We start from the raw sequence: 26,899 nt of genomic DNA on the forward strand, positions 1-26,899 counted from the left end.
AGTTCCCTTATAATTATTTAGTACGGGGCAATACCCAGATTATAGTGATTGGCAATTTGCCAGAACCAATCTGCATCAAGATCAGTCTGTCGCTCGGCAATATTAATATGCTCAGCACAATGATCGAACAGCGCATAACAAAGCTGCTCGTCATCATGGCGGGCATAATAGGCAATGCCATCAAAATTTTCCGGATGATTATACAGTGCTTTTGACCAGTTTTGCGCGGTATCGTAAGGCAACCCGCTATGCAGCACTTCAGCCGTTGCACCAACTACAGCCAGTCCGCGCCCTGCAAGTTTGGCCAGCTTTAACGGCGCTGTCAGCTCCAGCACCACATGCGCTTTCTTCTGTAAAAGCATTAAATCAATCAGGCTGCGACCGGGTTCACGTAAGAATGTTTCAGCAAAAGCGCCTTCCCGTGCAGCGGCTGTATAAAGCACACCATAAGACGCATCCGGCGCATTCAGCCTGCCCATATCGGAGCGGTCGAAATAGACGGGTTCAAAAGCAGCTGTATAAAAACGATATAATTTGCTTCCCGCAGCCAGAGTGATCAGCTCAGGCTGTCGGGAAGCCAGATTTTGTGGTGGTTGCGGCCCGCTCACGCGCCTTGCAAACCATTGAGCCGTGCTGCTTCCAGCACCGCATCTGTTTCACCACGACGCAGCAGCTCAATCGGCTTTTTGCCGTTGAGACGTTCATCCGGCCTGCTCAGAAAGTTCAGCAAAAACCACGGATTAGCGCTGCCAAGTGCCTGACGCACAGCTTTCAGTCCGGCAACAATACTGCCGTCATTGAGAAACTGGATCGTCGGATAGGCACGGCGGTTGCCAGGCCCCGGAACTGCGAGCAATGAACCATCCTGCACGCGTTTATCCACGGCCTGACGGGAAATACCCTGCAATAACAGGCGCACTTGCTCCAGCGTATAGGCGCCGCCTGCCTCGCGCAGATCCTGCTGGGCGATTTCAACACCACGCAGCAAAGCCAGAGCGCGCGCATCCGGCTGATAGGCCTCTTTGGCAACAGCCGTAGCAGCAGTTTTATGGACAGGCTGACGTTTAGCAATGGCACGCGCATTTGTATTGCCGCGCGGCTTTGCCTTTGCTGCAGGGGACTGCCGTGCTTTCTCAGCCTTCGGTGTATTCTGCGTTGTCTGTACCATTTTCATCTCCTGAACTTAAAGATGATACTGCACAGACTGGTTGTCAAGCTTGCTGTTATTGTCGAAGTTGCATCTTACATGAAGCGACTTGCAGAATATGGCTCTGCCGGAATGAATGGTTTCTCTCCCGTCATCAGCTCTGCCAGCAACCGGCCGGATGCAGGCCCCAGTGTCAAACCATGATGAGCATGACCAAAATTCATCCACAAGCCCGGCTTGTTTGGCACCTGACCGATAACCGGACGCATATCCGGCATACAAGGGCGCAGACCCAGCCATGGCTGCGCCTCAACCGGTTTGCCCAATGACGGCAATACTTTACGCGCACGTTTTTCTGCCCGATCGAGCAGGATACGATTAGCCGGTGCATCCGGCGCTGCAAATTCAATACCGGTTGTCAGACGCATACCCTGACGCATCGGTGCCAGCACATAGCCGCCTTCCACTTCCACCACCGGATGGTGAAGTGCTGCATTATCTTCCAGCGAGAAATGCAGATGTGTGCCGCGTTTGACTGCCATCGGCATTTTCATTCCGGCCTTGTCATAGATGAGATGGGACTGAGGTCCGAGCGCGGCCACAACATTACGTGCGGTCACAGGTTCGCTTGCCCGTACCGACCAGCCATCACTTTGCTGCTGCAAAGTCGAGGCATCGCCGTGCAGGAACACGCCGCCGCGTTGTGTGAAGAGAGAAGCATAGGCTTTGACCAGAGCCGAAGGATCACTCACGGTTTTCGGGTCGAGCCAATGAACGGCACCGGCAATATTGCGCATGGATGGTTCCGCTGCTGCAAAACCGGTGCTGTCGAGCACTTTATAATTCAGACCGAAGCGATCCAGCGACGGCAGTGTTTTCACAAAAGCATCAAAAGCCTGTTCACTGCAAAACGCTTCCAGCCAGCCTTTGTCCTGCACCAGATTCTGGCAACCGGCCTGATCAATCAGGAAATCATGTTCGGTCACACTGGCTTCCACAAGCGGCAGCATGGCTTTTGTTGCTTTTGCCAATCCGTCCGCGGAAGAATGACGCCAGAACTGAAACAGCCATGGTGCCAGTTTTGGCATATAGGCCAGATCATAACGCACATCCGTACGATTATTCAGACCATATTTAATCAGATTGGCGAGCCCGCGCGGAAATGAATAAGGAATAACGCTGGAGCGTTCAATCAGACCGGCATTGCCATAACTCGTCCCTTCACCCGGATCTTTTTTGTCGATCAGACAAACGGCATGGCCGCGAGCCTGCAAGTGAAGGGCAGTGCTGACACCGATAATGCCTGCACCCAGAATGATTGTATCGAATTTACGCATGTTATGGCCGGATAATACGGGTCATGACTACAGGCAGAAAAATTCCGGCCGGCAGTTTGCCACGGAGGACTGAAAATACAGGATTAAGACAATGAGCGCGCAAAGTTGCGCGCTCATCAAACGGTTTTAACAGCCGTTGCGATCAATAAATATCGAAGTCGAAATACTTCTTCATGATCTTGTCATAGGTGCCGTTTTTGCGGATACCGTCAATCGCCGCATTAAACTGGGCTTTCAGATCATCATTGCCCTGTTTCAAAGCAATACCGGTTTCTGTCTGTGTGCCCGGCACGTCTTCAAGAATATGGCAGCAGCTTCCGGCTTCCGTTTTCAGCCAGTCAACGACAGGAAATTTGTCGGAGATCATTGCATCCAGACGGCCGGTCTTCAGATCCGCATTGGCTTCGTCGGCGCTCACATAGAGTTTGACCTCAGCACCGGCTTTAGCCAGCACATCTTCCGCATAAATCGCCTGAGTTGTGCCGCCCTGCGCACCGATTGTTTTGCCGGAGAAGCTTTCCGGTTTCACATCTTTAATCGGGCTGTCTTTCGGTACAGCAATCGCCAGAGGCGTGGAATAATATTTATTGGTGAAGTCGATCTGTTTCTTGCGCTCTTCGGTAATGCTCATCGACGCGATAACCGCATCAAATTTGCCCGCCTGCAAGCCCGGAATCATGCCGTCCCAATCATTGGCAACGAGGGTGCATTTGGCTTTCATTTCTTCGCAAAGAGCATTGGCAATATCAACGTCAAAGCCCTTCAGCGAACCGTCAGCATCAACAAAGTTGAACGGAGGATAAGCACCTTCTGTGGCAATACGGATTTCTTTCCATTCTTTTGCGCCCGCCGATGTCGCAATAGCAGCCAGTACCATACCTGCAAATAAAACTGATTTACGCATAGTTCCCTCATTATGTCGTGAAAATCATTCTCCGGGGGCAGCTAAACAGAAAAACGGGGCAAAGGAAAGCCCTTGCCCCGTTTCTCATTTCATCAAGACATTCTGAATACGCATCATGTAGATACGTATTCATCCCGCTATTAAGCGTAAACTTTACCGAAGCGGTTTGCGAGGAACTTATCCAGCGCAATATCTTCCTGCTTCATGAAGCCCTGTGCAGGGATGCTGCCGTCAGCAAGCATATCAACAACAGCGCAGATAGCGGAAGCAGTGGTAACCTGAATACCGGTCATTTCCAGACCATCCTGAGTCTGGTTGTAAACCTTATTCGCATAAGTTTCCTGAGTCAGACGACCGTCTTTGTAGCCGGTTACCGTTACGAAGATAACGATAACGTCCTGCTGGGTGCCCGGAACTGCAGTTTCAAGAATGTCCTTGAATACATCGCGGCGATGACGCAGGCCGAGGTCATTCAGCAGAGTTTTGAAGATATCGCAATGGCCAGGGTAACGGATGGTGCGGTAGTTCAGGGTGCGAACTTTGCCTTCAAGGGTTTCAGCCAGAGTGCCGAGACCGCCGGAAGTGTTGAACGCTTCATACTGAACGCCTTCGAGCGAGAATTCTTCGCGCTCTTCCATAGCAGGAACCAGTGTCAGCTTGCCGTTTACGATGGCTTCACATGGCTCGATATATTCGTTGATAACGCCGTCCGTGCTCCATGTCAGGTTATAGGTGATGGAGTTGGTCGGGAACTGTGGCAGAGCGCCGACGCGCATGCCGATGGATTCCAGCTTGTCGAATTTCTTGGCCAGATCGTAAGCAACGATCGAGATGAAGCCAGGAGCCAGACCGCACTGTGGAATGAAAGCGGTTTTAGCGGTTTTAGCGAGTTCTTTAACGTGGCGTGTGCTTGCAACGTCTTCGGTCAGGTCGAGATAGTGAACGCCTGCTTTTGCAGCTGCATCAGCAATACGGATTGTCATCTGGTAAGGCGCAGCGCTGAGAACAGCAAATTTACCGGCCAGAACGGCTGCCAGAGCGGCTTCATCAGCAATATCAACAACCTTGGTTGTGATGTTCTTTTTGCCGGCAAGCGCTTTCAGCTGCTCTTCCGCACGGTCTGTTACCGTTAAATTATAATCACCGGTGTTACCCAGAAGCTGTGCAATTGTTACACCGATCTTACCGGCACCAACGACGACGACGTCTTTCATGACTGACCCTTTATTATATTGCCTGAGTGCCACTGCCTGTGCCTGCGCAACAAGGAAAATGTAACACTTTAATAATACTGTATTATTTCCCGAGGACTTGATTCAGTCTCAGGAAATGATGGCATAGAGTCGCAGAATTTTCGTCAAAAAGAAGTATCTAAAATGACGGAATGACGCTATATATTTGAACGAAGTGACGCTAGCGAGGTTCAAAATGACGACGAAAGCCGATATGGCCCTGATTGCTCTTTTACGCGAGAATGCCCGCGCATCGACAGCAACACTTGCCAGACGGCTCGGCGTTTCCCGAACAACGGTTCAAAGCCGCATCGACCGGCTGGAAAAACGCGGCATCATTACCGGCTATACTGTTAAACTGTCTTCAGAACATGAAAGCCATCTGGTGCGTGCGCATGTGCTGGTTACAGCCCTGCCGAAATTTTCACCAAAGGTTGAAGTCGGTCTCAAAACCATGATGTCCGTGCGATCTGTTCATTCGATCAGCGGCAATTTTGATATGATTGTTATTGTTGAGGCACCGTCAATCGGCGAACTCGACAGTGTGCTCGATCAGATCGGCGCACTGGAAGGTGTTGAACGCACCATGTCGTCTATTATTCTCTCCACCCGCATCGAGCGGTAAAGTCTTTTCAGACCCATTAAACCTGTTCGTTTCCCGCCAGCTCTGCATAGCTATGCGCGTACCTTCAAGAAAAAGCAGGTCTTATCCGAATTTCAGGGGGATTGTGACCGCTTCAGGGCTGCGCTGAGCGCTTTTGCGGCAAGTTTTTCACTTAAAATGATGATTATGACAATTTAATGCCTGACGGAGCGTTTTCCCAATCCGAATAAGCAACGCAGCTATGCAAATTTGTCTCTGCTCATTTCGGATCATTAGGGCTATATACAACTCAACAAACAACGACATAAAATTTTCTAGGTGAGAAACATGAACCTGATCCGCTCTTACAACAACTGGCGCCGTTACCGCAGCACAGTAAACGAACTGAACCGCCTCTCAACCCGCGAACTGAACGATCTCGGCATCCTGCCTGCAGAAATTCCGTTTGTAGCTCGCAAGGCAGCTCAGCGCTAATAAGAATTACAGAGATATCAAACCTGAGCCTCCCTCCTCCTCCCAACTCAGGTTTGATCGAAGACCGGTCTCCCTCCTCCCAACCGGTCATTCATTGTAACGCCCGATGCTCCTCCCAGCGTCGGGCGTTTACTTTTTCGGCAACCCGTTTTTGGTCTTCAACACTCAAAGATGGATATAGGCAAAGCCCTGTATTTGCAGATATGCAAGTTCTGCAACGCCGCTTGGCACCACATCATCTTCTGAAAGACGATACAGGCTTTTAATCTCGAGATTACGCGCGCGCATTGTATTGGCGCAGGCCAGAAACCGAACGCCCTGTTCGCATAAATTATCAAAACGTTTTTTCAGAATATCGTCGGCTTCCGCAATCTGAAACAAATCCAGACCCGCGCCGTGGCAAACCACACGGATGGTAAAAGCCGGTTTTGTTTCACATCCTGCAGATAATGCCTGCACATGATTGGTCAGGGATGTGAGCAATGCCGCCATATAAGCTTTTGTCTCAGCCGCTGTGGCATTTATAAAAGCACCATTATTATGATAAACGACCCGCTGTTCACCGGACTTGCTATAGCGATTATGTGTCAGCGGATCGTTCATCATAAAACTCCGGTCAGAGAACGGCGACTTTCGTGCCGCGCGCACTTACAGGTAATATTGGCATTACCGCTCTGGCTTGTTATTTCGCCGCTTTCTCGCGGGCGCGGGCATCAGCCACCGCCATTTTGAAACCGTTATAATCCAGTGCCATCGCCCGGAACGGCCCGATCAGATGCGTTGGAGTACCTTCAACGCCGATTGATTCCGCCTGCGCCATGACACGCTTCAGCTGCGCAGTGATTTTACCGTTGTTTTTGTTCAGATCAGCCTGCAATTGCTGCATATCAATGCCGGAGGCTTTAACAGCATCAAGCATCGCCTTTTTAGGCACTTTGCCGCCCGGAATGGACATCAGTGCTTTATGAACGATTTCATATTTGCCCTGATATTGCGCTGCCAGTGCCAGCTGAGAGCCATAGACCGACGATTCTGTCAGGATCGGCCATTCTTTATAAACAAGGCGGATATTCCCGTCTTCTTTGACGATACGCGCCAGATCAACACCGGATTTTTTGCAGTAAATACAGTTATAATCGGTGAAAACGACAATGGTCAGATCACCTTTGGGATTGCCGCCGGCAGGCGCTTCCGGATCATAGAGAATCCCGTTGACATCAACCTCCTGCGCAAAAGCCCCCTGCTGGCTGTTCAGCAGATAAGCAGTGCTCAGCGCAATACCGGATGAGAGTTGAAGGAACTGGCGGCGTTGCATATGGTTCTCCTGCAATGCAATAGGTAAATAAGGTGGCGCGGCTCAGAGGCCGAGTGCCTGAAGACGATTGTCCAGCTTGTCCGGTGTCAGCTCGCCAATGATACGATTTTGCGTTTGTTCTTTGGCTGTTTGTGCTTCAAGGAACATCAGCGTTGGCGGTCCGACAACATTAAAACGCTGCATCAAATCACGGCTGGCATCATTATAATCGGTGATATCTGCTTTAATCAGTGTGAGATTGCCCAGACGTCCCGCATATTCCGGCTTTTTCATCACTTTTTCATTGCTCTTACAGGTTGTGCACCAGTCTGCGGTGAAGTCCACCAGCACCGGCTTACCTGTCGCAATTGCCTGATTGAGCACCTGGTCATATTCAGCTGAAGTTTTTACAATTCTGACCGGCTGGGTTGTAGCAGTTTGTGCAATCTGTTGGGTGCTGCCCTGTAAAAAGCCCAATGGTTGCCACGGATCCGTTGAACCGCCTGCAAAACCGACCATCAGCAAAGTTCCGTAAATCAGCGCGGCAATGCCGGTTGTTTTTTCAAGGCGCATCCATGCGGTGCTTTTAGCACTCAGGCGGTCAAACACACCGAGGAAAACACCGCAAGCCAGTGCTGTGAGCGCCAGCAACAACATTGCATTTTCGTCGGAAAGCAGGCGCAGGATCATGTAGATCGCCAGTCCCAGAAAGACGACGCCGAAAATCTGTTTGATTGTGTTAAGCCACGGGCCGGATTTCGGCAGATATTTTGCGCCAAATGTACCAAAAACAATCAGCGGTACACCCATGCCCAGTCCCAGAGCGAACAGAGCAGAGGCACCGCGCACGGCATCGCCTGTCTGTGCGACATAGAGTAATGCAGCGGCAAGCGGCGGGGTCACACAAGGCCCGACAATCAGCGCGGAGCCAAAACCAAGCACCAGAGCGCCGCTGATTGCACCGCCTTTGCCGGATGTGTTGCGGCTGAAGAAATTTGTCCAGCCTTGTGGCAATTGCAATTCATAATAGCCGAACATCGACAAAGCGAGCGCGACAAACACCAATGCCATAAACCCAAGCGCATAGGGTGTTTGCAATGCGGCCTGCAAATTATAGCCCGACCAGGATGCGGCAAAGCCAAGCACGGCATAGGCTGCAGCCATCGCCACCACATAAGCCGACGACAGGACAAAACCGCGGCCGGATGACAGTTTCTCACCGGATTTTGCCAGCATTCCCGACAGGATCGGAATCATCGGGAAAACGCAGGGTGTCAGTGCCAGTAACAGACCGAAGCCAAAAAATCCGGCCAGCATGAAAGCGAAATTGGAGCCAAGCCACGCAGTTACTTCTTCCGTGCTGACATCGGTGAGGCTTGCAATCAGACCGGTTTCAGCCGGTGCTGCGGGTTCCTGTGCAGGCGCAGTATCATCGGTCAGTGATAAATCTGGGGCAGCAAGTTCCGTCTGTGACAGACCTCCCAGACCCAGCGCCACTTTGGAAAGCTCCAGTGTTTGCAGATCAAGAGAGCGTGTTACCGGCGGATAGCAGATACTGTCTTCCTCACATCCCTGCCAGCGCACCAGAACATGCCCGTCTTTCGGCAGCGCATTTTCAGGCACCTGTGCAAAAGCGCGGTTATACAAAACTTCGGTACGGCCGAAATTCATATCGTCCTTGATGACACCTTCACTGACATCGGCAGGAAGTACTGTGCCGTCCGGCTTTTCCACCTGTATCTTGTCGCGATACATGTAAATTTTAGGCGCAATATTCCATTGAAATTGCAGCGCGTTTTTCTCATCGCGCGTGACACTCAATTGCATAACTTCTTCAGCGCTGCGCATGGTTTGCGCAACAGCCTGAATACCGGTCACAGGTGTAAAAGCAGCAGATAATACAATGCTGAAAAAGAGCAGACTGAAAAGCTGTCGGTAAAAATGTCGGATCATATTATCCTGCGAAAACTAAAGCATGTCGCAGCTAAATGAGTTCATTTAGCGTTCGCGAACATGCGACAATTGAAAGAACCTAGAGCGAGTGCCATGAATGCCATTAAACTCAACACGCTCTAGAATCTTGTATGCGATACCCTAATAAGACGCCCGAATATCACACAGATAGGCGGATGCCTGTTATAATGTCCATACTATCTTATGACCTTAAGTCAGCCTTAAGGCAGAAAAGTCAGTCTTGCAGATAATAGACCGCAAAAGTTAAGCGGAACAATATTGATAGTTAAAGTGCATTCCTAAGCGGGTCTGAAAGAGGGGTCGCAAGCGAGAATGTTCCGGAGAATAAGATGCGTGTTTTGGTAGTGGAAGATGATCCGGTTTTGTCCAACGGCCTGAAGGTCGGGCTGGGTCTGACCGGCGCAACCGTGGATCAGGTTGCTACCTGTGCAGATGCGCTGGCCGCATTGGCGTGCTCACGCTTTGACGCGATTGTGCTGGATCTGATGCTGCCGGACGGTTCCGGCCTTGATGTTTTGAAGAAAATGCGTGCCGATAAAGATCAGACACCGGTTTTATTGCTGACTGCGCTGGATGAAACCGCAGACCGAATTACGGGTCTGGATAGCGGTGCCGATGATTATATGGGCAAACCTTTTGATCTCGATGAACTGGCGGCGCGGGTCAGAGCCATCGCCCGCCGCGGTGCCGGACGCGCCCGCGCAGTCATGATTGCCGGTCATGTAGAGCTTGATCCTTCCAGCCTCAATGCAAAAGTGAAAGGCGAACGGGTTCCGCTGTCACGCAGGGAATTTGCCGTATTGGCTGCTTTGATGGAAAGACCCGGAATTATCCGCTCCAAGAGTGATATTGAAGAAAGGCTCTATGGCTGGCAGGAAGAAGTGGAAAGCAATACTGTTGAAGTGCATATCCATAATCTGCGCAATAAAGTCGGGCGGGATGCCATTGAAACCGTGCGCGGCCTCGGCTACCGGATGCGGGTAACATAATGACTTCTCTGCATAAAAGACTGTTTATTATCCTCGTCACAGCCACAGGCATTATCTGGGCCTGTGCTGTTGCATGGACCTATTTCAACAGCCACAACGAACTTGAAAAAGTGCTCGACACGCGTCTGCAGGAAGCCGCACGCATGGTGCATTCGCTGCTGGGCAATGCTTCCACCGGCATGAACACCACCAAAGCCATCAGTCTCCCGCATGAGCATGGCAGCTATGAACGCTATCTTTCCTGTCAAATCTGGTCACTGGACGGCGAACTCGTCGGCAGTTCAACCGGCGCACCGGACATTAAAATAGCAGGTAACAGCACCGGCTTTTCCGATGAGGTGGTTGAGGGTGAATTATGGCGTGTCTATACAATCGTTGATCCTGCAAAAGGCGTAAGAATTATTGTTGCAGATCGGCTGGCTTTGCGTGACCGTCTCGTCAGCGATCTGGTTAAAGGGCTTCTCGCTCCGGTTATTCTGATCCTGCCGCTGCTTGGTTTCCTGATCTGGGTCAGTCTCGGCCGTGGCCTGCGGCCATTGCATGAACTGGCGGATAAAGTCCGGCAAAAAGATGCGGATGATATGCGGCCGTTGCAGGCAGCGAATATCCCTTCCGAAGTACGGCCATTGGCCGATGCACTGAACGGGCTGTTTATCAAAGTGGAAGCCGCACGGCGCCATGAACGGGAAGTAACGGCTTTTGCCGCCCATGAATTGCGCACCCCCCTCGCCGGCTTGAAAACACAGGCACAAATTGCACTGGCGGCAGCCGATCCGGCAATTAAAGAAGGCGCATTGCAGCAAATTCTGTTGTCCGTTGACCGGACAACCCGTCTTGTCCGCCAATTGCTGGCTTTGGCCAAGCTGGATGCCGATGCCTCTCCCGTGGTGAGTGAGAAGGTCAATCTCGGTCAGTTGGCCGAAGAAATCATTGCTCAAAATCCGGTCAGCGGACGAAAAATCGAAAACCACATTGATCCTGCTCTCTATGAACAAGTGATACAGACCGACCGGCATAATCTCACACTGATGCTGCGCAATATTTATGAAAACGCCACGCATTATTCACCGCAGAACGAAACTATCAGCTGGGAAAGCCTGCCAACCGGCAGCGGCATTGTCGTCAAAGATTGCGGGCCCGGCGTGGCGGAGGAAGAAATCCCGTTGCTGACCACACGTTTTTATCGCGGCAGCAATAAGAGCCAGACCGGCACCGGACTTGGGCTGACCATTGTGGAAACGGCCGCCAAACGTGTCGGTGTGCTTTTCAATTTACGAAACCGGAAAGATCGTATGGGTATGGAAGCCGAGCTGCGCTGGATATAGTTTCAGTCAAAAATCAGACATAATTTCAAGATTATAGAAGTTTAAATACATAAGTGCTAGAATGAAATAAGTTCAGAATGAACTATATTAGTGCTATTTAAATAGATAATGATTTTGAAAGGAAAAATTAGTGAACCGGACAGGTAAGACGCTCCTGTTTGTACTGATTTTTCTTTTGTTCTGGGTCACGCTGACACCTTTTATGGATTTACGTGATCCGTCGGTGCTTCTCGCACAGGAACAGGGCAATGCGCTCCAGCAGCTTGTGTCTTTGTCACTGTTCTTTATCTCTGCGCTTTATTTGCTGGCAAATTGGCAAATTGCCCTCAAAATGCTGTCGCCATTGCTGATTATCCTGCTGTTCTGGCAGTTCATTACAGTCTTCACGTCTGATTATTCCGGTATATCCTTCCGCCGTTATGTCTACAGTATAACGGTGATTGTGACCGCCATGGCTTGGGTCATTCTGCCTGAAAACCAGCAGCATTTTCAGCGCATGTTGAAATATCTAAGCCTGTTCATTCTGGGATTGTCTTATTTCGGCGTGATATTCATGCCGGAAGTCTCCATTCATAATGAAGCTGAGGTGCTGGAACTGATTAATGCCGGTTCGTGGCGCGGGCATTTCTCTCATAAGAATATTGCAGGACCTGCGATGATCGTACTGATCATCTATAATCTGTATCTGCTGCGTAAAGATGATTATCTGATACCGGCTCTGAATATTGTTCTGGCCACGATTTTCCTGATTTTTTCAAACAATAAAACCTCTATCGGTCTGATTGTTATCGCTCTTCTCGTGGCCGAGATTATTCGCTTTGTGCGATTGCTGCCGTTGCAATATCTCGCTGCGATCATACCTGTCGGGCTGATGCTGCTGCTCACGGTCGGCACGGTTGTGAGCCTGCCTGTGCAGGATTTTGTTACAGGCCTGATTTCGGATCCGACATTTACAGGGCGCACCGAAATTTGGAAATTCGCACTGGAGCAATTGCGTGCGCATCCGTGGGTCGGTTTCGGCTTTGATACATTCTGGAATATGTCCCATTTGATCAATGGCGGCTATGAGATAGAGACCTGGGCATCAAGAGCCGGTCATGCGCATAACGGTTATATTAACCTGATGATGACAACAGGGCTGATCGGCATCACGCTTTTCATTGTCTGGATGCTGTTCTGTCCGCTTCTGGATTATCATCGTTCCCAGAAATCCGGCAATGATCCGGCACTCGCAGTCATGTATCTGCGCATCTGGGTCTTTATGATGCTCTATGCCTCTCTGGAATCGCCGTTCTTTGCCCCGCGCGGACAGGTCTGGTTTTCACTGCTGGCCGCGGTTTTTGCCCTGCGCCTTCATGCACGCGTCAAAGCCCGTTAAATCGCTAAATTTCCGCTTCATCCGTCATTTTGCAGCCGCTCTCCGGCCAAATGATGAATAAGCAGCACAATGTGATTACTATTCATCACAAATGATTGTGCTTGTTGTTGACTAAGCTCAATTTTCAAACTGTATTTCTGTGATCTTATATCCGTGGGAGACGGATTAGGGGCATGCTGCGAAAAACCGGACCATGGTTATTCGGCACCGGCATGCAAAACAAAACCGGAGCACGCTATGCTCCGGACGGCAGTTAACCGCAAACAAGGTTATCCGGGGGGATACCGGTGCGGTTACAGTCACTGCAGGCGAACATTATTGAGGAAATGTCGGCTATGAATCATAAAAATAATCACCGGACAGGCGGAGAGATCCTGATTGATGCTTTGCGCATCAATGGCGTGGACAGAGCTTTCTGCGTACCGGGTGAAAGCTATCTGGCGGCTCTGGATGCATTGCATGATGCAAAAGAGGATATTGAGCTGATTGTCTGCCGTCAGGAGGGCGGTGCGACTTACATGGCGGAAGCCTATGGCAAGCTCACCGGCAAGCCGGGGATTGCTTTTGTCACCCGCGGACCGGGTGCAACCAACGCATCTGTGGGTGTGCATACGGCATTTCAGGATTCCACCCCGATGATCCTGTTTATCGGACAGGTTGCCAGCGATCAGGTTGAGCGCGAAGCCTTTCAGGAAGTGGATTATCGCCGCATGTTCGGCCAGATGGCCAAATGGGTTGTGCAGATTGATGATGTTGCCCGTATTCCGGAACTGGTATCTCAGGCATTTCATCGCGCAGTGAATGGTCGTCCGGGTCCTGTTGTTGTGGCACTGCCGGAAGATATGCTGACAGCTCATGCCAGTGTTGCTGACGTGCCGGCACATAAAAAGGTCGAAATCTCTGCCGGTACAGAGCAATTGCAGGAACTGGCTGATCTGCTGAAGCAAGCAGAGCGCCCTGTAGTCATGCTCGGCGGCAGCGGCTGGAATAAACAGGCTGTGGCTGATGCGGAAGCCTTCTGCGTTGCGAATAATCTGCCTGTTGCCACATCATTCCGCTGTCAGGATCTCTATAATAATGCGCTGGCTAATTATGCCGGCGAGCTTGGCACATCCGCAAGCCCGAAACTGCTGCAAAGCATTAAAGACAGTGATCTGCTGATTGTGATCGGCGCGCGGATCGGGGAAATGACAAGTGCCGGCTATACAATGGTCAATATTCCGGTGCCAAACCAGAAACTGATCCATGTGCATAGCGGCGCGGAAGAACTGGGACGCGTCTATTACCCTACCCTGCCGATCAATGCGACAATGGCTGCTTTTGCCAAGCAATTGCGCGGTCTTGGCAAGATCGGTTCTGATAAATGGGCATCCTGGACAGCCGAGCTGAACAAGAATTACAACGATAATCTGCAACATGCGCCAATTCCGGGTGATGTGCAGATGGGCGAAATCATGCAGTGGATGCGTGCAAATCTGCCTGAAGATACGATTATGACCACCGGTGCCGGTAACTACACTGCATGGCCGCATCGTTTTTATCAGTACAAGACCTTCCGCACCCAGCTCGGCGCAACCAACGGCTCCATGGGCTATGGTGTGCCGGCAGCGATTGCTGCCAAACTGACCGACCGTGACCGCACTGTCATTGCTTTTGCCGGTGACGGCTGCTTCCTGATGAATGGTCAGGAACTGGCAACAGCGATGCAATATGATGCCCGGGTCGTGTTTATCGTCGTCAATAACGGCATGTATGGCACCATCCGTATGCATCAGGAACGCACCTATCCGGGTCGTGTTTCCGGCACCGGTCTCGCTAATCCGGATTTTGCAGCGCTGGCACAAGCCTATGGCCTGCATGGTGAAACAGTTGCAGTAACAGACGAATTTGTACCGGCTTTTGAACGCTGCGTAGCTTCAGGCAAACCTGCTCTGATTGAAATCCGCATCGATCAGGAAGCGATTACACCGAAAATGAGCCTGAGCGCGATGCGTGAGCAGGCTCTGGCTGCTCAAAAAGGCTGATCTGTCTTTATCCGGCTTAATAATTACCCCCTCCCCTTCTGACCGGAAGGGGAGGGGGTAATTTTTTTAAGGGCATTTTTTATCAAAGCCCTCCCCTGTTTAAGGGCTAGATATCTTTCATCAGACGCAGCGCATCATAAATCGCTGCATGGGTATTACGCGCGGCAACAGCATCGCCGATACGATAAAGCTGATAGCGGCCGCTCTCATTTTTATTCACCTGCTGTGCCTGCCCGGCGATCAGATCATCATAATTGACCGCACCGAGATTTCTGGACTGCGGCTTGAGTTCAAAATACAGATCATCCAGCGGTCTTGTGCCGTGATTAATCACGATCTGATCGTGATCCTGTTGTTTGTCTACACCGCCATAATCGCTGCCGATATGCGCAGTGAGGCTGTTACCGTTTCGGGTGACTTTATCAAGACGATAGGTCACGGTGAAAGTTACCCCGTCTTTCTGCAGGCTGCGCATATAGGGCACAAGGTTCATTGCCATGATTTCCGGCGCGAAACTCCGGTCCGGGGTCATGACTTCAACTTTTGCCCCTGCTTTTGCCAACACTTCTGCCGCCTGCAGAGCCGCATGGTCGCCCGCATCGTCAAAAATCAGCACATTGCTGCCCGCTTTGACATCACCGGAGAGAATATCCCATGCAGAAACAACGAGATCGTTGCCCTCGGGAAGCATTTCAACATGCGGCATACCACCGGTGGCAATAATCACGACATCAGGGCTTTCAGCATCAATTTCCGCCTGCTCTGCCCATGTATTGAAACGGAATTGCACGCCAAAGCGTTCGCATTGTGCCATACGCCAGTCGATAATGCTGATCATCTCACGACGGCGTGGTGATTGTGCGGTGAGACGGATTTGCCCGCCTGCCCTGTCCGCGGCTTCAAAAACCACCACCTCATGGCCGCGTTCACCGGCAACACGGGCTGCCTCCATACCGGCAGGCCCCGCACCGACAATCACAACCTTCTTTTTGACCGGTGCTTTGCTGATCACATGCGGCATGGTCAATTCACGCCCTGTCGCCGGATTATGAATGCAATAGGCGGCACCGCCCTGATAAATCCGGTCGAGGCAATAATTCGCACCAACACAAGGGCGGATATCTTCTTCTCTTCCCTCAATTATTTTACGCACAATATGCGGATCTGTCATATGCGCGCGGGTCATTCCCACCATATCGAGCTTGCCGGAGGCAATGGCATGGCGGGCTGTTGCCACATCCGGTATCTTCGCCGCATGGAAAGTCGGAAAATTGGTAGCCGCGCGAATTTCACCGGCAAAATCCAGATGTGGTGAATTAGCCATTCCCTGAATAGGAATAAGGTCTGTCATTGCCGGATCAGTATCAATATGGCCGCGCACCACATTCAGAAAGTCAATCATACCACTGTCTTTAAGACGGCGGGAAATTTCGATCCCCTCCTCCTTATCATGGCCGCCTTCCATCATTTCATCTCCGGTATAACGGATACCGACAATAAATTCCGGCCCCACCCGTTTGCGGATTTCTGTCAGCACATCAAAGGTAAAGCGCAACCGGTTGTCCAGCGAACCGCCATAGGCATTATCGAGATCATTGGTCACCGGTGACCAGAATTGCTGGATCAGATGGCCATAGGCCTGCAACTCTATCCCGTCGAGACCGGCCGCCTGCATACGCTCTGCCGCATCGCCAAAATCCTTGATAATCCGCTCAATGTCCCAGTCTTCAAGACGTTTCGGAAAAGCGCGGTGCGCCCCTTCCCGCTCGTGAGACGAGGTGACAGCTGGCAACCAGTCGCCTTTGTCCCAACGGGTACGGCGGCCGAGATGGGTGAGCTGGATCATTACCGCTGCACCATATTCATGACATTCGTCTGCCAGCGCTTTCATCCACGGCACCACCTCATCCTTATAGGCGAGCACATTATTGAAAACCGGCGGACTATCGCGCGAGACCGTTGCCGAACCGGCAGTCATGGTCAGCGCCACACCAGCCTTAGCGCGCTCCACATGATAAGCACGATAGGCATCTTTCGGCATGCCGTCTTCCGGATAAGCAGGCTCGTGGGATGTTGTGATAATACGGTTGCGAAGCCGCAGATGTTTAAGCTGATAAGACTGTAAGAGCGGATCATTATTCATTGCATTCCCCTTTTTTGAGGAAGCCTAATTAAAATGTACAATACTGTCAATTTTATATACAGCAGTGTACATTTTATCGCAGTCAGGTTAAGATGCACCCCTTTAGTGAACTTAAACATCTGAATTATAATAATAATTTTAAAAGGATTATATATGTCCGCGATTGATAATGACGGTGAGAGCGGCTGGCGTGGCTCAAAGGAACTCTGGCTGGATGCCGCCTATCAGGTATTATTGGAAAGCGGTATCGACAATGTCCGGATTCTGACACTGGCCAAAATGCTGAAATTATCACGCACCAGTTTCTACTGGTTCTTTAAAGACCGTGATGCATTGCTTGATGCGCTGTTACAGCTTTGGCAGGAAAAAAATACCACAGCCCTGCTCCGGCAGGCCGGTACAGATGCACAAAGCCTGAGCGAAGCCACCCTCAATTTGTTTGACTGCTGGCTTGACCGCACGGTTTTCGACAGCAGCTTCGAACATGCCGTACGCAGTTGGGGTGTACAGTCTCCTGCGGTTGCGCAGGCTTTAAATGAGGCTGACGCTACCCGTCTTGAAGCTATACGATCTATGTTTATCCGCCACGGTTGTGAGCCTCTGCTGGCAGATGTCCGTTCAAGAGCACTCTATCTGACCCAGATCGGCTATATCAGCCTCAATACAAATGAGGATGTGACAACACGAATGCAGCGAGTGCCTTCTTATGTGGCAATATTTTCCGGTACCCTGCCCTCTGCCCGCGAGCTTGAGCAATTTCATCAGCGTCATTCCTACCGGCATCATTCGTGATGCATTTGGTGCTGCGGACATTATCTGCTATCAGAACATTCACGATATTCATGCGCTTTAAAACAATGGATATTGTCAGACAGCATTCATCCGCAGAAATTGAGACGCCATGTTTACGCTAGCAAAACGAGAAGTTTTTGAGCAGGAAATCAAACGAAGCCGTTTTCTTGCCATTGCACTTCCCGTCGCTGATGAAGAAGCTGCCAAAGATTTTATCGTCCGTGAATCCTATAATGATGCCAATCATAATTGCTGGGCGTGGCGTATGGGGCAAAATTATCGCTTCAATGATGATGGTGAGCCAAGCGGCACAGCGGGCAAACCGATCCTGCAAGCCATTGACGGTTTGGAACTCGACAATGTTGTGGTGCTGGTCACCCGATGGTTTGGCGGAACATTGCTAGGCAGCGGTGGCCTGATCCGTGCCTATGGCGGCACCGCAGCCTTATGCCTGCGCGCTTCGGAACTGGTTGAACTTATTCCGACCCAGACAAGTTTTATCCGTGCACATTTTTCTGAGCTCGCTTTGATAAAAGCGCGCCTTGCTGGGGTCGAACATCTGACAATCGCATCGGAAGATTTTCATAATACCGGCGCCGATTTGCGTCTGGAAATTCCGTCACAACAAAAAGACGCTGTGCTACGTATGCTCACAGATATAACGGCAGGCAGAATTCAGATTGCGGACAAGGCAGAAGATCTGAGTTTCTGAAACCGGCAAGCAGTGTTGACAGCTGTCAACCGGATCACGATCAGATACAGATTGATGAGCCCTGCAAACTCACACCATCCTCACGCCAGTCACACAGAGCATCTCCGAACAGAGAGCGCACCACCTACGCACTATCACCGGCATCAGTTTTTGATTGCAAGAATGCGTTGCAGAGCGGTTAATATCCGTTAACTATAAATAATTTGACTTTCCCTGCAGGATTTTACACTCTTCTAACGAAAAATTACAAAATCTTGCCGGTTTACCGTTACTCGCCACTGCATCTGTTATTTGCGTTTTCCAGTGTTGATTTAAGCACTTGCGTTAACAGATTAGTAATTTTGTCCGAATCGTAGCATGATGGACAAAGAAAAGCAGTGGTTTACGACTATACGCGGCCAATGCGCATAAAGGTTGGATAAATTGACGACGAATTGGGCAGATATTGTTGCTGATGCACAGCAGCATTTAGCAACCACAAACAAGGCTGCAAATGCACCTTTGGCGGCAGACCGTACAATCGCAGCGGATGCCGAGCTTTTATCTGCGCAATTACAGGCCATGCGCGAACGTCTGTTTGCCCCGGCGTCGAACAAGATCCTGCGCAAATTCAGCAGCAGTGAAGCGGCCAAGCTTATTGGCGTTTCCGACAGCTATCTGCGACAGCTGTCCATTGCCGGTGAAGGTCCGCAGCCGGAAACCGGCTCCGGCGGACGCCGTCTCTATACTCTGGAAGATATTAATGCGCTGCGTCATTTGCTGACCGAGCAAAATGCCAATAAAAATCGCAACTATCTGCCATGGCGCGATGAAGAACGCGGCGAGCATCTGCAAGTCATTGCTGTCACCAATTTCAAGGGCGGCTCGGGGAAAACCACAACCACCACCCATCTGGCGCAGCATCTGGCTCTGTCCGGCCTGCGCGTTTTGGCCGTTGATCTCGATCCGCAGGCATCTATGTCGGCCTTGTTCGGTTATCAGCCGGAACTGGATCTGAGCGGCAATGATACGCTCTATGGTGCTATCCGTTACGATGAGGCACAGCGCCCTCTGCGTGATATTATCCGTAAAACCTATTTTGACGGGCTCGATCTTGTGCCGGGCAATCTGGAACTGCAGGAATTTGAACATACCACGCCGCGTGTTCTGGCAGAGCGTCGCGGCCCTGCCGCGGATATGTTCTTCACCCGTGTTCAGGCTGCTTTGCAATCGGTCGCAGATGATTATGATGTTGTTGTTCTGGACTGCCCGCCGCAACTCGGTTTCCTGACCTTGTCAGCTTTATGCGCAGCAACATCAGTGATTGTAACCGTGCATCCGCAGATGCTTGATGTCGCTTCCATGAGCCAGTTCTTGTTCATGACATCCGACCTGCTCTCGGTTGTACGTGAAGCCGGCGGATCGCTGAATTTCGACTTCCTGCGCTATCTGATTACCCGTTATGAACCAAATGACGGCCCGCAAGCACAGATTGCAGGTTTCCTGCGCGCGCAGTTCGGCGATCGTGTACTCACAGCACCCATGGTTAAATCAACCGCCGTTTCCGACGCAGGTCTGACCAAACAGACACTTTATGAAGTTGGCCGCGAGAATTTCAGTCGTGTCACTTATGACAGGGCGATGGAGTCGTTGACAGCTGTCAACGGCGAGATCGAAGCACTGATCCATTCCGCCTGGAACCGTCCGGCGAGGGGAGGTAAGGCATGAACAGCTCAAGCCGCAAAAATCAGTTAAAGGCTTTGTTCGGCGCGCCCTTACCGGCAGCAACAGAGCCACAAGCTCCTGAAGTTTCAGTCTCATCATCACAGGCTGAGGCTCCGGCATCAGTACCGGAGAAAACACCCGATCAGCTGATCCGTCCTTCAGCCAGCCGTTCCGGCGCCGTCAAGGCTATGGGGCTGTCCTTGGCCGATATGTCCCGAGAGCTGGAAAGTGCTAAACAACTCTCTGAAAGCCTCGCCAAAGGCGATCAGGTTGTTGAACTTGATGCTTCGCTGATTGACGGTTCCTTCGTTGAAGATCGTCTGACCCGTCAGGAAACCGATGATCCGGAATTTCTGGCTCTGGTGCAAAGCCTGCATCAGCATGGCCAGCAAGTGCCAATTCTGGTACGCCCGCATCCCGATCAGGCGGGACGTTTTCAGGCCGCCTATGGTCACCGCCGTATGCGTGCCGCTGCGCGGCTTGGATTACCGGTAAAAGCCCTTATCAAGCCTCTTACCGATGCAGAGCTCGTTCTTGCGCAGGGTAAAGAAAACAGCGAACGCCGTGATCTTTCTTTCATTGAGCGTGCTTTATTTGCTCAGGCTTTGATTGAGCGTGGTTTTGAACGCTCCACTGTTCAGGATGCTCTGTCGCTGCATAAGGCAGAAATGACACGTTTCCTGCAAGTGGCAGCAGCTATTCCTGAACAGATTATCCGTGCGATTGGGCCAGCACCAAAAGTCGGAAGACCGCGCTGGATGCAATTAGCAGATGTTCTGCGTGATAAGCTGCAGCTCAAACAGGCTCAGCGTATTATCACTGACAGCGACTTCAAAGATGCGGAAACTGATCTACGCTTTCAGCATTTGCTCCAGAAGCTCACCGCAACAGAGAAGCCGGAAATAAACAAACCTGCAGAACAGAAGCTGCAAACACGCAATGGCGAGAGCCTTGGCCTGTTACGGTTACAGCAGGGCAGGGCGCAGTTTGATCTGCAACGCCACGATGCGGAAGGTTTTGCGGAATATCTCGCCGGTGAAATGGCTGAACTTTATGAACAATTTCAGCAGAAGAAAAACGGATAAATCTATTCCCGTCTTCTCTCTGCGCGTTAGTAATGCGTATCAGGCGTTACAAATAATTTCAGAAATAACAGACTGAAATTATCAACAGCATAAATGAAGGAACCACACGGTTTATGGAGTGAGAAGGGCGCTACCAGATCAAAAGCCCCGAAAACGACAGAGCCAGTTTTAACAGATAGGAAAAAACGGCAAGAAAAAAGGCCCCCTGAACGTTACCGAACCGGAAGCCCTCTTTCGATGTAGCAATTAGAGAGAATCACTTTCGCGATCAAAAGTCAAGAGTCGGCAATGTTCCGGCAGTGTTTTTGCTTGCCTCAAATGAGGTAACAAATGACTGAGCATTTTGCGACGTCCCCGTTTGGCGGGCGAATGATGAATGCTGCGCATTTTCTGAGTTACGAGAAACTTCGTCAACAACAGAAAGAAGTGCGTCAGAAACAGAGTGAAACTGAACAGGATCATCACAGCATTGATCGCTGGAAGCTGTTGCGTGCTTTAACAGAAGCCCGTGAAGCCTATCAGCTGTCTTCGCGCACCATTGCCGTGCTCGAAGCTCTGCTGAGTTTTTATCCCGATAAAATTCTCGACAGCCGTGTCGCGCTGATCGTCTTTCCGTCCAATCACGAACTTTCCATGCGCCTGCGCGGAATGTCCGAACCGACAATCCGTCGTCATATTGCCATTCTCGTTGAACTTGGTTTCATTTTGCGCCGTGACAGCCCCAATGGTAAGCGTTTTGTGCGCCGCGACAGCAATGGTGAAATTACCATGGCCTTTGGTTTTGATCTGTCACCGCTGACATTTAAAGCCTCAGAAATTGAAACCCATGCAAGTGAATTGCGTGAACAGGCACGTATCCGTCAGCAATTGCGTTTCAATATTACCATTCATCTCCGCGATATTTCCAAAACCATTCTGGCCGCCCTCAATGAGGGGAGAGCAGAGGACTGGAATGCTCTTTATGATCAGTTACAGGCACTTTCCGGTCGCGTTGAGCGCAATGGCACGCTGGAAAATCTGGGTAAACGCGAACAGGCTTTGAGCATTTTGCGCAAAAACGTGGAAAATCTTTATCTTTCAAAGGTTTCAGAACAAAAAACGAGCGGCAATGTATGCGAAAATGAGCACCACATTCAGAATTCAAACATAGAATCTTTTGATAATAAACAAGTACAAAATCGCGAAAACATTAAACCAGAGCCAATATCAAAAAATTTGCAGCATGACTCTAAAGTGCAAACTCATACATCAACACCTGATCTTCAGGAAATTTTACAACATTGTCCGCAAATCAACCATTACGCACAGCATGGTATTCATCAATGGCGTGATTTAATCCTTACAGCAGGGCATATTCGTCCGATGCTCGGAATTACCGCTTCTGCATGGCAAAAGGCTTGTGAAATTATGGGAGAGATCAATGCAGCGATTACACTTGCAGCAATCCTTGAACGCTCTGATAAGATCCGATCGGCTGGCGGATATTTGCGAAAATTAACCCAGCAGGCAGAACACGGCCAATATTGCGTAAAACCCGCACTGCGCGCCCTATCCAATACAAGGCACTAAGCGTCTATTTCAAACTGAATCCTTTGTTTGTCGCATTATCACAACCTGTCCAAGTTGACCTGACTTGCTTGTGAAATGCTCTGAGTGAAGGTCATTGTACCGACATAGTCGCTTTTTATGACAGCAACGCGTTCAAACAATTGTGCGTAATGTAAATTCTGATTTGCCTGACTACGGATAAGGCATAGACACGATGTGCAGCATCTAAGGCAAAAAGAGATTAAGTTCATGGCAGAAATTCAGCCCCATTCATCCGGTTCAAAACGCAATAAAATTATGCTGATTTCTCTGATTGCCGGTCTGCTAATCACTGGACTAAGTGCTCTTGGTCTCTGGCAGGTCAAACGACTGAGCTGGAAACATGACCTGATCGCCCGCGTCGAGCAAAATATCAATGCAAGCCCTGTTTCCGCACCTGATATCAATGCCTGGCAAAATGCTGATAAGAAAGCTTATGAATATCGTGCTGTGACGCTCTCCGGTCATTATCTTAATGATAAGGAAATCGCAGTCGGTGCACTGACCGAGCGGGGTTCAGGCTATTGGATTGTCACACCTTTTCTGCGCGATAACGGCGAGACCGTCTTTATCAATCGCGGTTATGTTGCAAGTGCCAAGCGCGATCCTGAGAACCGCACAAACGGTCAGATTGAAGGCGAAACAACAGTCACCGGCCTGCTACGCCTGACAGAGCCGAAAGGCTTTTTCTTGCGCCAGAATGAACCGGAAAAAAATATCTGGTATGCCCGCGATATTGAGGCTTTTGCCAAACATGCCGATGTGAAGAATGTGCCGGATTACTTCATTGATGCGAATGGCGCCCAAAACCGTGCTGACCGGCCGGAAGGCGGGCTGACCGTAGTAAAATTTGCAGATAATCATCTGGTTTATGCACTGACGTGGTTTTCACTGGCATTGATGGTGTTCGGCATGGCCGTGTTCCTGATCCGGTATGAAGGCAAACCGAAATCGGAAGATGATGATTAAATTATATAATAATATCAATTAGTTAAATAAAACTCCCCCGCCAACAATAAAGCAGGGGAGCCATCAATAAAACCTGTTACTTGATCAGGCGGGCTTCACCGACATCTGCAGCGCTCTCAGACAGGCCGTATTCTTTGAGAATTTCGACCATGCGACCGGATTTATGCAGCTCTTTAACCACATCATCGGCGGCAGCGAGCAGATCCGGATTGTTTTTGGAAAGCGGCAGACCGGCCTGTGCCGGATAGACAGAGCTTTGTACGCGCTCGTCTTTTTCTGAAACTTTAATCTGAACATCTTTCAGCGCACCGCCTTGCTGCGCGGCAGTACCAACGGCAACGCCGTCAATTGCGATCTCGATACGTCCGGCTTCCAGATCCTGATAAAGCGCAACATAGTTGTTATAGAGGCTGAGTTTATCGCCGAGAATGGCTTTCAGCTCATTGACCCAGAGATAGCCCTGTACGGTTCCGACATTGCGGCCTTCAAGCTGGCCAACAGTGGTCACACCTTCTTTGGAATAAAGCCCCATCTGATCGAGATAGAGCGGAGCGGAAAGATTGACCACTTTCTGCCGCTCATCGGTGCGGTAATAATTGCCGATGGCAATATCTGCACGACCTGAAACAACAAACGGAATGGCTGTTGCATATTCAACCGGTGCGATTTTGATTTTCAGGCATTCTTTGGCAGCGATTTCCTTGACGATTTCACCATCCACACCGCTGAGATCGCTTTCGCCTTTAGGAATGGAGAAAGGCGGGAAAGTCGGTGCTGCAATCGTCAGATAACCGGCTTCAACAGTGGTGATTTTATGCTGCGGCGTGCAATCCTGTGCAAAAGCAGCGCCTGCCAGAAAAGTGCTGCTAAGACCGGCAGCCAGTGTGAGTGTAAAAAACTTATTCATGATTTCCCCTTTTTGTTGCTTATTTAATGCTGCGCACGGGCTTCGATGACGCCGACAATCAGCGTCGCCGGAATGCAAATGAGCAGATAGAGAAGACCAGCCAGGATCAGGGCTGGCAGATATTGGAATGTATTGGTTCCAATTTCATAGGCGCGGGCTGTCAGCTCCGGCAGCGCAATGGCAAAACACAAGGATGTGGTCTGAAAAATCAGGATCGCAAAGCCGAGCAGAGCCGGAATAGCGATACGCAGGCCTTGCGGCACAACGATAAAGCGCATCATATCCAGCGGTGTCAGACCGATTGCCTGAGCTGCCTCACGCTGTCCAGCGGGGACAGATTGCAGACCGGCACGGATGATCTCACTGGTATAAGCACCGGTTGTCCAGCTCAGAGCTACAATACTGGCCGACCAGGAGGTCAGCGTCAGACCGGCAGAAGGCAGGCCGAAATAGGCAAATTGCAGCAGAACCAGAGACGGTGCGCCACGGCCCACTTCAACCAGTGTCAGTGCAGCCCAGCGGGTTGGTTTTGTCTTGGACATTACGCCGAGCGACAGAAAAAAGCCCAGCGGGATGCCGATCAGCAGGCTCATTCCGGTGACAATCAGGCTGATCCGCAGGCCGCTGAGCATTTGCGGTAGCCAGTTATGGAATTGTTCCGCCAAAACCGGGATCATCGGGACACCTTCTTTCGCATACGCGCATCAATACCGCGTGACATCCACGCAACCGGCAGGCTGAGCGCGATATAGAGCAGGGCGACAAAGCTGAAGACTTCAAGCCCGCGATAGGTCGCCATAGAGGACTGATTGGCATAGAAGGTCATTTCAGAAACGCCGATTGTCGAGGCAATTGCAGAATCTTTCAAAAGACCGATGGCATAGGTTGCCATTGCCGGCAGGGCGACGCGGATAAGCTGCGGCATGATCACGTCAATCCACATCCGCACCGGATGCATACCCAGAGCGGCAGCGCCTTCCCATTGACCACGATGAATGGAGAGAAGCGCGCCGCGATAAATCTCCGCCATATAGGCTGAAGCAATCAGACCGAGACCGGCTGCGGCCGCAGGGAAGGGGGCAACACGGAAATAACCGCTGCCAAGCCCGAAAAAGATCACAAACAGCCAGACAATCGGCGGAATGCTGCGCACAAAAGTAATCAGCGCCATGGCTGAGTAGCGCAGCCAGTTATGACGGGAAATACGTGCCAGCATCAGCGGTACACCGAGAATAAGCCCGATCATCAGTGCTGCGGCTGTTAAAGCGATTGTCGCAGGCAAGCCTCTGATAATATTAAAGATAATATCCTGCATCAGCGATCTCTCACAGCATGCAGAAACCGGCGTGCGCGTTCAGTCTGCGGATCACGCATAACGTCTTTGCTGATACCGGATTCAATGATGTTGCCGTCTGCCATAATCATCACATGGTCGGAAACGCTCTCGGCAAAATGCATTTCATGAGTGACGACAATCATTGTCATACCGTCTTGCGCCAGCTCACGCATGACCGCGAGAACCTCTAATCCGAGTTCCGGATCAAGTGCCGAGGTCGGCTCATCGAACAGCATGATTTTCGGGTTCAATGCCAGCGCACGGGCAATGGCGATACGCTGCTGCTGGCCGCCGGAGCAGCGATGCGGATATTCGGCAGCCTTGGAGTCCAGTCCCACGCGTTTGAGGAGTTCAATAGAACGCTCATTGGCTTCCTGCTGCGAACGGCCGAGAACGCGTTTCTGTGCGAGCGACACATTTTCCAGCACATTCATATGCGGAAACAGGTTGAAGGACTGAAACACCATGCCTGCCGAACGGCGCAGATCGAGAATTTGCTTTTGGGACGGATGTTTCTCGGCAACAAGTTCCATATCACCGAGTGTGATGCGACCTTTATCCGGCACTTCCAGATAATTCAGACAGCGCAGCAATGTGCTTTTACCGGAGCCGCTGGGCCCGATAATAGCCAATACACCGCCCGGATTAACGCTTAAACTCACACGATTGAGTACTGTGAGAGCTCCGAAGCTCTTTTCAAGCGCTTCCACGCGCACCAGTGGCTTAATGTTATTTTGTGTCTGCTGCATTGCCTTTTCCGTCACCGCCGCCGGATAAAATCTGAGCGGCACTGAAATATGTTTCCCCGCAGGACGGCGGCGTGCTGGCAAAGCTGTTTATTTATTTTGCAATTGTTTACACCGTCCCGTGCTGAGAGCAGTTTGCCGCGTCGGACGCGCGTACCAAATCAAGAAAAGTGGCTAAACGACAAGATTTTCTTGATGATATATTCAGGTGGAAATTTTGCAGAAAACGGGCGTGT

Annotated in this window: 25 protein-coding genes; 12 read left to right on the forward strand and 13 right to left on the reverse strand. The window is 50.7% G+C overall.

Features of this window, described 5'->3' with window-relative positions:
- Positions 1-17 precede the first annotated feature (17 nt).
- The 5 genes from LDL70_RS16505 to LDL70_RS16525 form a co-directional block, all read right to left on the reverse strand.
- On the reverse strand, positions 18-608 hold the full coding sequence (locus tag LDL70_RS16505) for an RES family NAD+ phosphorylase (RefSeq protein ID WP_225689093.1): 591 nt from the start codon (positions 606-608) through the stop codon (positions 18-20).
- A complete protein-coding gene (locus LDL70_RS16510) occupies positions 605-1,168 on the reverse strand; it encodes a hypothetical protein (RefSeq protein ID WP_022711570.1) in 564 nt (187 codons plus the stop codon). Before LDL70_RS16510 ends, LDL70_RS16505 begins: the two co-directional genes overlap by 4 nt.
- Positions 1,169-1,242: 74 nt before the next feature.
- Positions 1,243-2,484, reverse strand: coding sequence for an FAD-binding oxidoreductase (locus LDL70_RS16515; protein ID WP_225689094.1), 1,242 nt, complete (start codon positions 2,482-2,484; stop codon positions 1,243-1,245).
- A 142-nt stretch (positions 2,485-2,626) separates the two neighbouring features.
- Positions 2,627-3,388 carry an ABC transporter substrate-binding protein gene (locus tag LDL70_RS16520; RefSeq protein ID WP_022711568.1) on the reverse strand — a complete coding sequence of 254 codons (762 nt, stop codon included), beginning with the start codon at positions 3,386-3,388 and terminating at the stop codon, positions 2,627-2,629.
- Between the two features lie 140 nt (positions 3,389-3,528).
- Entirely contained in the window at positions 3,529-4,602 is a 1,074-nt protein-coding gene (locus LDL70_RS16525) for a saccharopine dehydrogenase family protein (RefSeq protein WP_225689095.1), read from the reverse strand.
- A gap of 214 nt (positions 4,603-4,816) precedes the next feature.
- Here LDL70_RS16525 and LDL70_RS16530 point away from each other — a divergent pair, with 214 nt between their 5' ends.
- Together LDL70_RS16530 and LDL70_RS16535 are read left to right on the forward strand one after the other, a co-directional pair.
- Positions 4,817-5,245, forward strand: coding sequence for an Lrp/AsnC family transcriptional regulator (locus LDL70_RS16530; protein WP_022711566.1), 429 nt, complete (start codon positions 4,817-4,819; stop codon positions 5,243-5,245).
- A gap of 306 nt (positions 5,246-5,551) precedes the next feature.
- Positions 5,552-5,698 (forward strand): DUF1127 domain-containing protein, encoded by a 147-nt coding sequence (locus LDL70_RS16535; protein WP_075656864.1) that lies wholly within the window; start codon positions 5,552-5,554, stop codon positions 5,696-5,698.
- A 165-nt stretch (positions 5,699-5,863) separates the two neighbouring features.
- Here the strand turns inward: LDL70_RS16535 and LDL70_RS16540 are convergent, their stop codons facing one another.
- The 3 genes from LDL70_RS16540 to dsbD all read right to left on the reverse strand — a co-directional run bounded on the left by LDL70_RS16540 (position 5,864) and on the right by dsbD (position 8,945).
- Complete coding sequence (locus LDL70_RS16540) at positions 5,864-6,304, reverse strand: DsrE family protein (RefSeq protein WP_225689096.1); 441 nt, start codon at positions 6,302-6,304, stop codon at positions 5,864-5,866.
- Between the two features lie 76 nt (positions 6,305-6,380).
- Positions 6,381-7,013 (reverse strand): DsbA family protein, encoded by a 633-nt coding sequence (locus LDL70_RS16545; protein WP_225689097.1) that lies wholly within the window; start codon positions 7,011-7,013, stop codon positions 6,381-6,383.
- A 42-nt stretch (positions 7,014-7,055) separates the two neighbouring features.
- Entirely contained in the window at positions 7,056-8,945 is a 1,890-nt protein-coding gene (gene dsbD / locus LDL70_RS16550; RefSeq protein WP_225689098.1) for a protein-disulfide reductase DsbD, read from the reverse strand.
- Positions 8,946-9,295: 350 nt separating this feature from the next.
- On the opposite strand from dsbD, the gene LDL70_RS16555 reads away from it, so the two are divergent.
- From LDL70_RS16555 to LDL70_RS16570, 4 genes are all read left to right on the forward strand, one after another.
- Positions 9,296-9,955 (forward strand): response regulator transcription factor, encoded by a 660-nt coding sequence (locus LDL70_RS16555; protein ID WP_225689099.1) that lies wholly within the window; start codon positions 9,296-9,298, stop codon positions 9,953-9,955.
- Positions 9,955-11,280, forward strand: coding sequence for a sensor histidine kinase N-terminal domain-containing protein (locus LDL70_RS16560; protein WP_225689100.1), 1,326 nt, complete (start codon positions 9,955-9,957; stop codon positions 11,278-11,280). Before LDL70_RS16555 ends, LDL70_RS16560 begins: the two co-directional genes overlap by 1 nt.
- Before the next feature lie 130 nt (positions 11,281-11,410).
- A complete protein-coding gene (locus LDL70_RS16565; RefSeq protein ID WP_225689101.1) occupies positions 11,411-12,658 on the forward strand; it encodes an O-antigen ligase in 1,248 nt (415 codons plus the stop codon).
- 335 nt (positions 12,659-12,993) lie between these two features.
- Positions 12,994-14,682, forward strand: a complete 1,689-nt coding sequence (locus LDL70_RS16570) for a thiamine pyrophosphate-binding protein (RefSeq protein WP_225689103.1) — start codon at positions 12,994-12,996, stop codon at positions 14,680-14,682.
- Positions 14,683-14,788: 106 nt separating this feature from the next.
- Here the strand turns inward: LDL70_RS16570 and LDL70_RS16575 are convergent, their stop codons facing one another.
- Positions 14,789-16,825 (reverse strand): NADH:flavin oxidoreductase, encoded by a 2,037-nt coding sequence (locus LDL70_RS16575; protein WP_225689105.1) that lies wholly within the window; start codon positions 16,823-16,825, stop codon positions 14,789-14,791.
- Positions 16,826-16,978: 153 nt separating this feature from the next.
- On the opposite strand from LDL70_RS16575, the gene LDL70_RS16580 reads away from it, so the two are divergent.
- The 6 genes from LDL70_RS16580 to LDL70_RS16605 all read left to right on the forward strand — a co-directional run bounded on the left by LDL70_RS16580 (position 16,979) and on the right by LDL70_RS16605 (position 23,674).
- Positions 16,979-17,617: a TetR/AcrR family transcriptional regulator gene (locus LDL70_RS16580; protein ID WP_075656872.1), complete on the forward strand. Its 639-nt coding sequence runs from the start codon at positions 16,979-16,981 to the stop codon at positions 17,615-17,617.
- A 109-nt stretch (positions 17,618-17,726) separates the two neighbouring features.
- Entirely contained in the window at positions 17,727-18,329 is a 603-nt protein-coding gene (locus tag LDL70_RS16585) for a YigZ family protein (RefSeq protein WP_225689107.1), read from the forward strand.
- A gap of 444 nt (positions 18,330-18,773) precedes the next feature.
- Complete coding sequence (gene repA / locus LDL70_RS16590; RefSeq protein WP_370637863.1) at positions 18,774-20,036, forward strand: plasmid partitioning protein RepA; 1,263 nt, start codon at positions 18,774-18,776, stop codon at positions 20,034-20,036.
- Complete coding sequence (repB, locus tag LDL70_RS16595) at positions 20,033-21,118, forward strand: plasmid partitioning protein RepB (protein WP_225689109.1); 1,086 nt, start codon at positions 20,033-20,035, stop codon at positions 21,116-21,118. Before repA ends, repB begins: the two co-directional genes overlap by 4 nt.
- Before the next feature lie 330 nt (positions 21,119-21,448).
- Positions 21,449-22,687, forward strand: a complete 1,239-nt coding sequence (gene repC / locus LDL70_RS16600; RefSeq protein ID WP_225689111.1) for a plasmid replication protein RepC — start codon at positions 21,449-21,451, stop codon at positions 22,685-22,687.
- Between the two features lie 228 nt (positions 22,688-22,915).
- Positions 22,916-23,674: an SURF1 family protein gene (locus LDL70_RS16605; protein ID WP_225689113.1), complete on the forward strand. Its 759-nt coding sequence runs from the start codon at positions 22,916-22,918 to the stop codon at positions 23,672-23,674.
- Between the two features lie 76 nt (positions 23,675-23,750).
- Here LDL70_RS16605 and LDL70_RS16610 read toward each other — a convergent pair whose 3' ends face one another.
- The 4 genes from LDL70_RS16610 to LDL70_RS16625 are packed head-to-tail and all read right to left on the reverse strand — an operon-like array spanning position 23,751 to position 26,666.
- Positions 23,751-24,581 carry an ABC transporter substrate-binding protein gene (locus tag LDL70_RS16610; RefSeq protein ID WP_225689115.1) on the reverse strand — a complete coding sequence of 277 codons (831 nt, stop codon included), beginning with the start codon at positions 24,579-24,581 and terminating at the stop codon, positions 23,751-23,753.
- Positions 24,582-24,604: 23 nt separating this feature from the next.
- Positions 24,605-25,255 (reverse strand): amino acid ABC transporter permease, encoded by a 651-nt coding sequence (locus tag LDL70_RS16615; protein WP_370637864.1) that lies wholly within the window; start codon positions 25,253-25,255, stop codon positions 24,605-24,607.
- Positions 25,255-25,896: an amino acid ABC transporter permease gene (locus tag LDL70_RS16620; protein WP_075656878.1), complete on the reverse strand. Its 642-nt coding sequence runs from the start codon at positions 25,894-25,896 to the stop codon at positions 25,255-25,257. The genes LDL70_RS16615 and LDL70_RS16620 overlap by 1 nt, the downstream gene beginning before the upstream one ends.
- Positions 25,896-26,666, reverse strand: coding sequence for an amino acid ABC transporter ATP-binding protein (locus LDL70_RS16625; RefSeq protein WP_225689117.1), 771 nt, complete (start codon positions 26,664-26,666; stop codon positions 25,896-25,898). The genes LDL70_RS16620 and LDL70_RS16625 overlap by 1 nt, the downstream gene beginning before the upstream one ends.
- Positions 26,667-26,899: the final 233 nt, after the last annotated feature.

The organism is Pseudochrobactrum sp. XF203, assembly GCF_020341615.1.
GTDB lineage: Bacteria > Pseudomonadota > Alphaproteobacteria > Rhizobiales > Rhizobiaceae > Pseudochrobactrum > Pseudochrobactrum saccharolyticum.

Bases quoted from the DNA above. Each gene is read 5' to 3' on its own strand.
- LDL70_RS16510 (WP_022711570.1), bottom strand. From the start codon at position 1,168: ATGGTACAGACAACGCAGAATACACCGAAGGCTGAGAAAGCACGGCAG.
- LDL70_RS16515 (WP_225689094.1), bottom strand. From the start codon at position 2,484: ATGCGTAAATTCGATACAATCATTCTGGGTGCAGGCATTATCGGTGTC.
- LDL70_RS16520 (WP_022711568.1), bottom strand. From the start codon at position 3,388: ATGCGTAAATCAGTTTTATTTGCAGGTATGGTACTGGCTGCTATTGCG.
- LDL70_RS16525 (WP_225689095.1), bottom strand. From the start codon at position 4,602: ATGAAAGACGTCGTCGTCGTTGGTGCCGGTAAGATCGGTGTAACAATT.
- LDL70_RS16530 (WP_022711566.1), top strand. From the start codon at position 4,817: ATGACGACGAAAGCCGATATGGCCCTGATTGCTCTTTTACGCGAGAAT.
- LDL70_RS16535 (WP_075656864.1), top strand. From the start codon at position 5,552: ATGAACCTGATCCGCTCTTACAACAACTGGCGCCGTTACCGCAGCACA.
- LDL70_RS16540 (WP_225689096.1), bottom strand. From the start codon at position 6,304: ATGATGAACGATCCGCTGACACATAATCGCTATAGCAAGTCCGGTGAA.
- LDL70_RS16545 (WP_225689097.1), bottom strand. From the start codon at position 7,013: ATGCAACGCCGCCAGTTCCTTCAACTCTCATCCGGTATTGCGCTGAGC.
- dsbD (WP_225689098.1), bottom strand. From the start codon at position 8,945: ATGATCCGACATTTTTACCGACAGCTTTTCAGTCTGCTCTTTTTCAGC.
- LDL70_RS16555 (WP_225689099.1), top strand. From the start codon at position 9,296: ATGCGTGTTTTGGTAGTGGAAGATGATCCGGTTTTGTCCAACGGCCTG.
- LDL70_RS16560 (WP_225689100.1), top strand. From the start codon at position 9,955: ATGACTTCTCTGCATAAAAGACTGTTTATTATCCTCGTCACAGCCACA.
- LDL70_RS16570 (WP_225689103.1), top strand. From the start codon at position 12,994: ATGAATCATAAAAATAATCACCGGACAGGCGGAGAGATCCTGATTGAT.
- LDL70_RS16575 (WP_225689105.1), bottom strand. From the start codon at position 16,825: ATGAATAATGATCCGCTCTTACAGTCTTATCAGCTTAAACATCTGCGG.
- LDL70_RS16580 (WP_075656872.1), top strand. From the start codon at position 16,979: ATGTCCGCGATTGATAATGACGGTGAGAGCGGCTGGCGTGGCTCAAAG.
- LDL70_RS16585 (WP_225689107.1), top strand. From the start codon at position 17,727: ATGTTTACGCTAGCAAAACGAGAAGTTTTTGAGCAGGAAATCAAACGA.
- repB (WP_225689109.1), top strand. From the start codon at position 20,033: ATGAACAGCTCAAGCCGCAAAAATCAGTTAAAGGCTTTGTTCGGCGCG.
- repC (WP_225689111.1), top strand. From the start codon at position 21,449: ATGACTGAGCATTTTGCGACGTCCCCGTTTGGCGGGCGAATGATGAAT.
- LDL70_RS16605 (WP_225689113.1), top strand. From the start codon at position 22,916: ATGGCAGAAATTCAGCCCCATTCATCCGGTTCAAAACGCAATAAAATT.
- LDL70_RS16610 (WP_225689115.1), bottom strand. From the start codon at position 24,581: ATGAATAAGTTTTTTACACTCACACTGGCTGCCGGTCTTAGCAGCACT.
- LDL70_RS16620 (WP_075656878.1), bottom strand. From the start codon at position 25,896: ATGCAGGATATTATCTTTAATATTATCAGAGGCTTGCCTGCGACAATC.
- LDL70_RS16625 (WP_225689117.1), bottom strand. From the start codon at position 26,666: ATGCAGCAGACACAAAATAACATTAAGCCACTGGTGCGCGTGGAAGCG.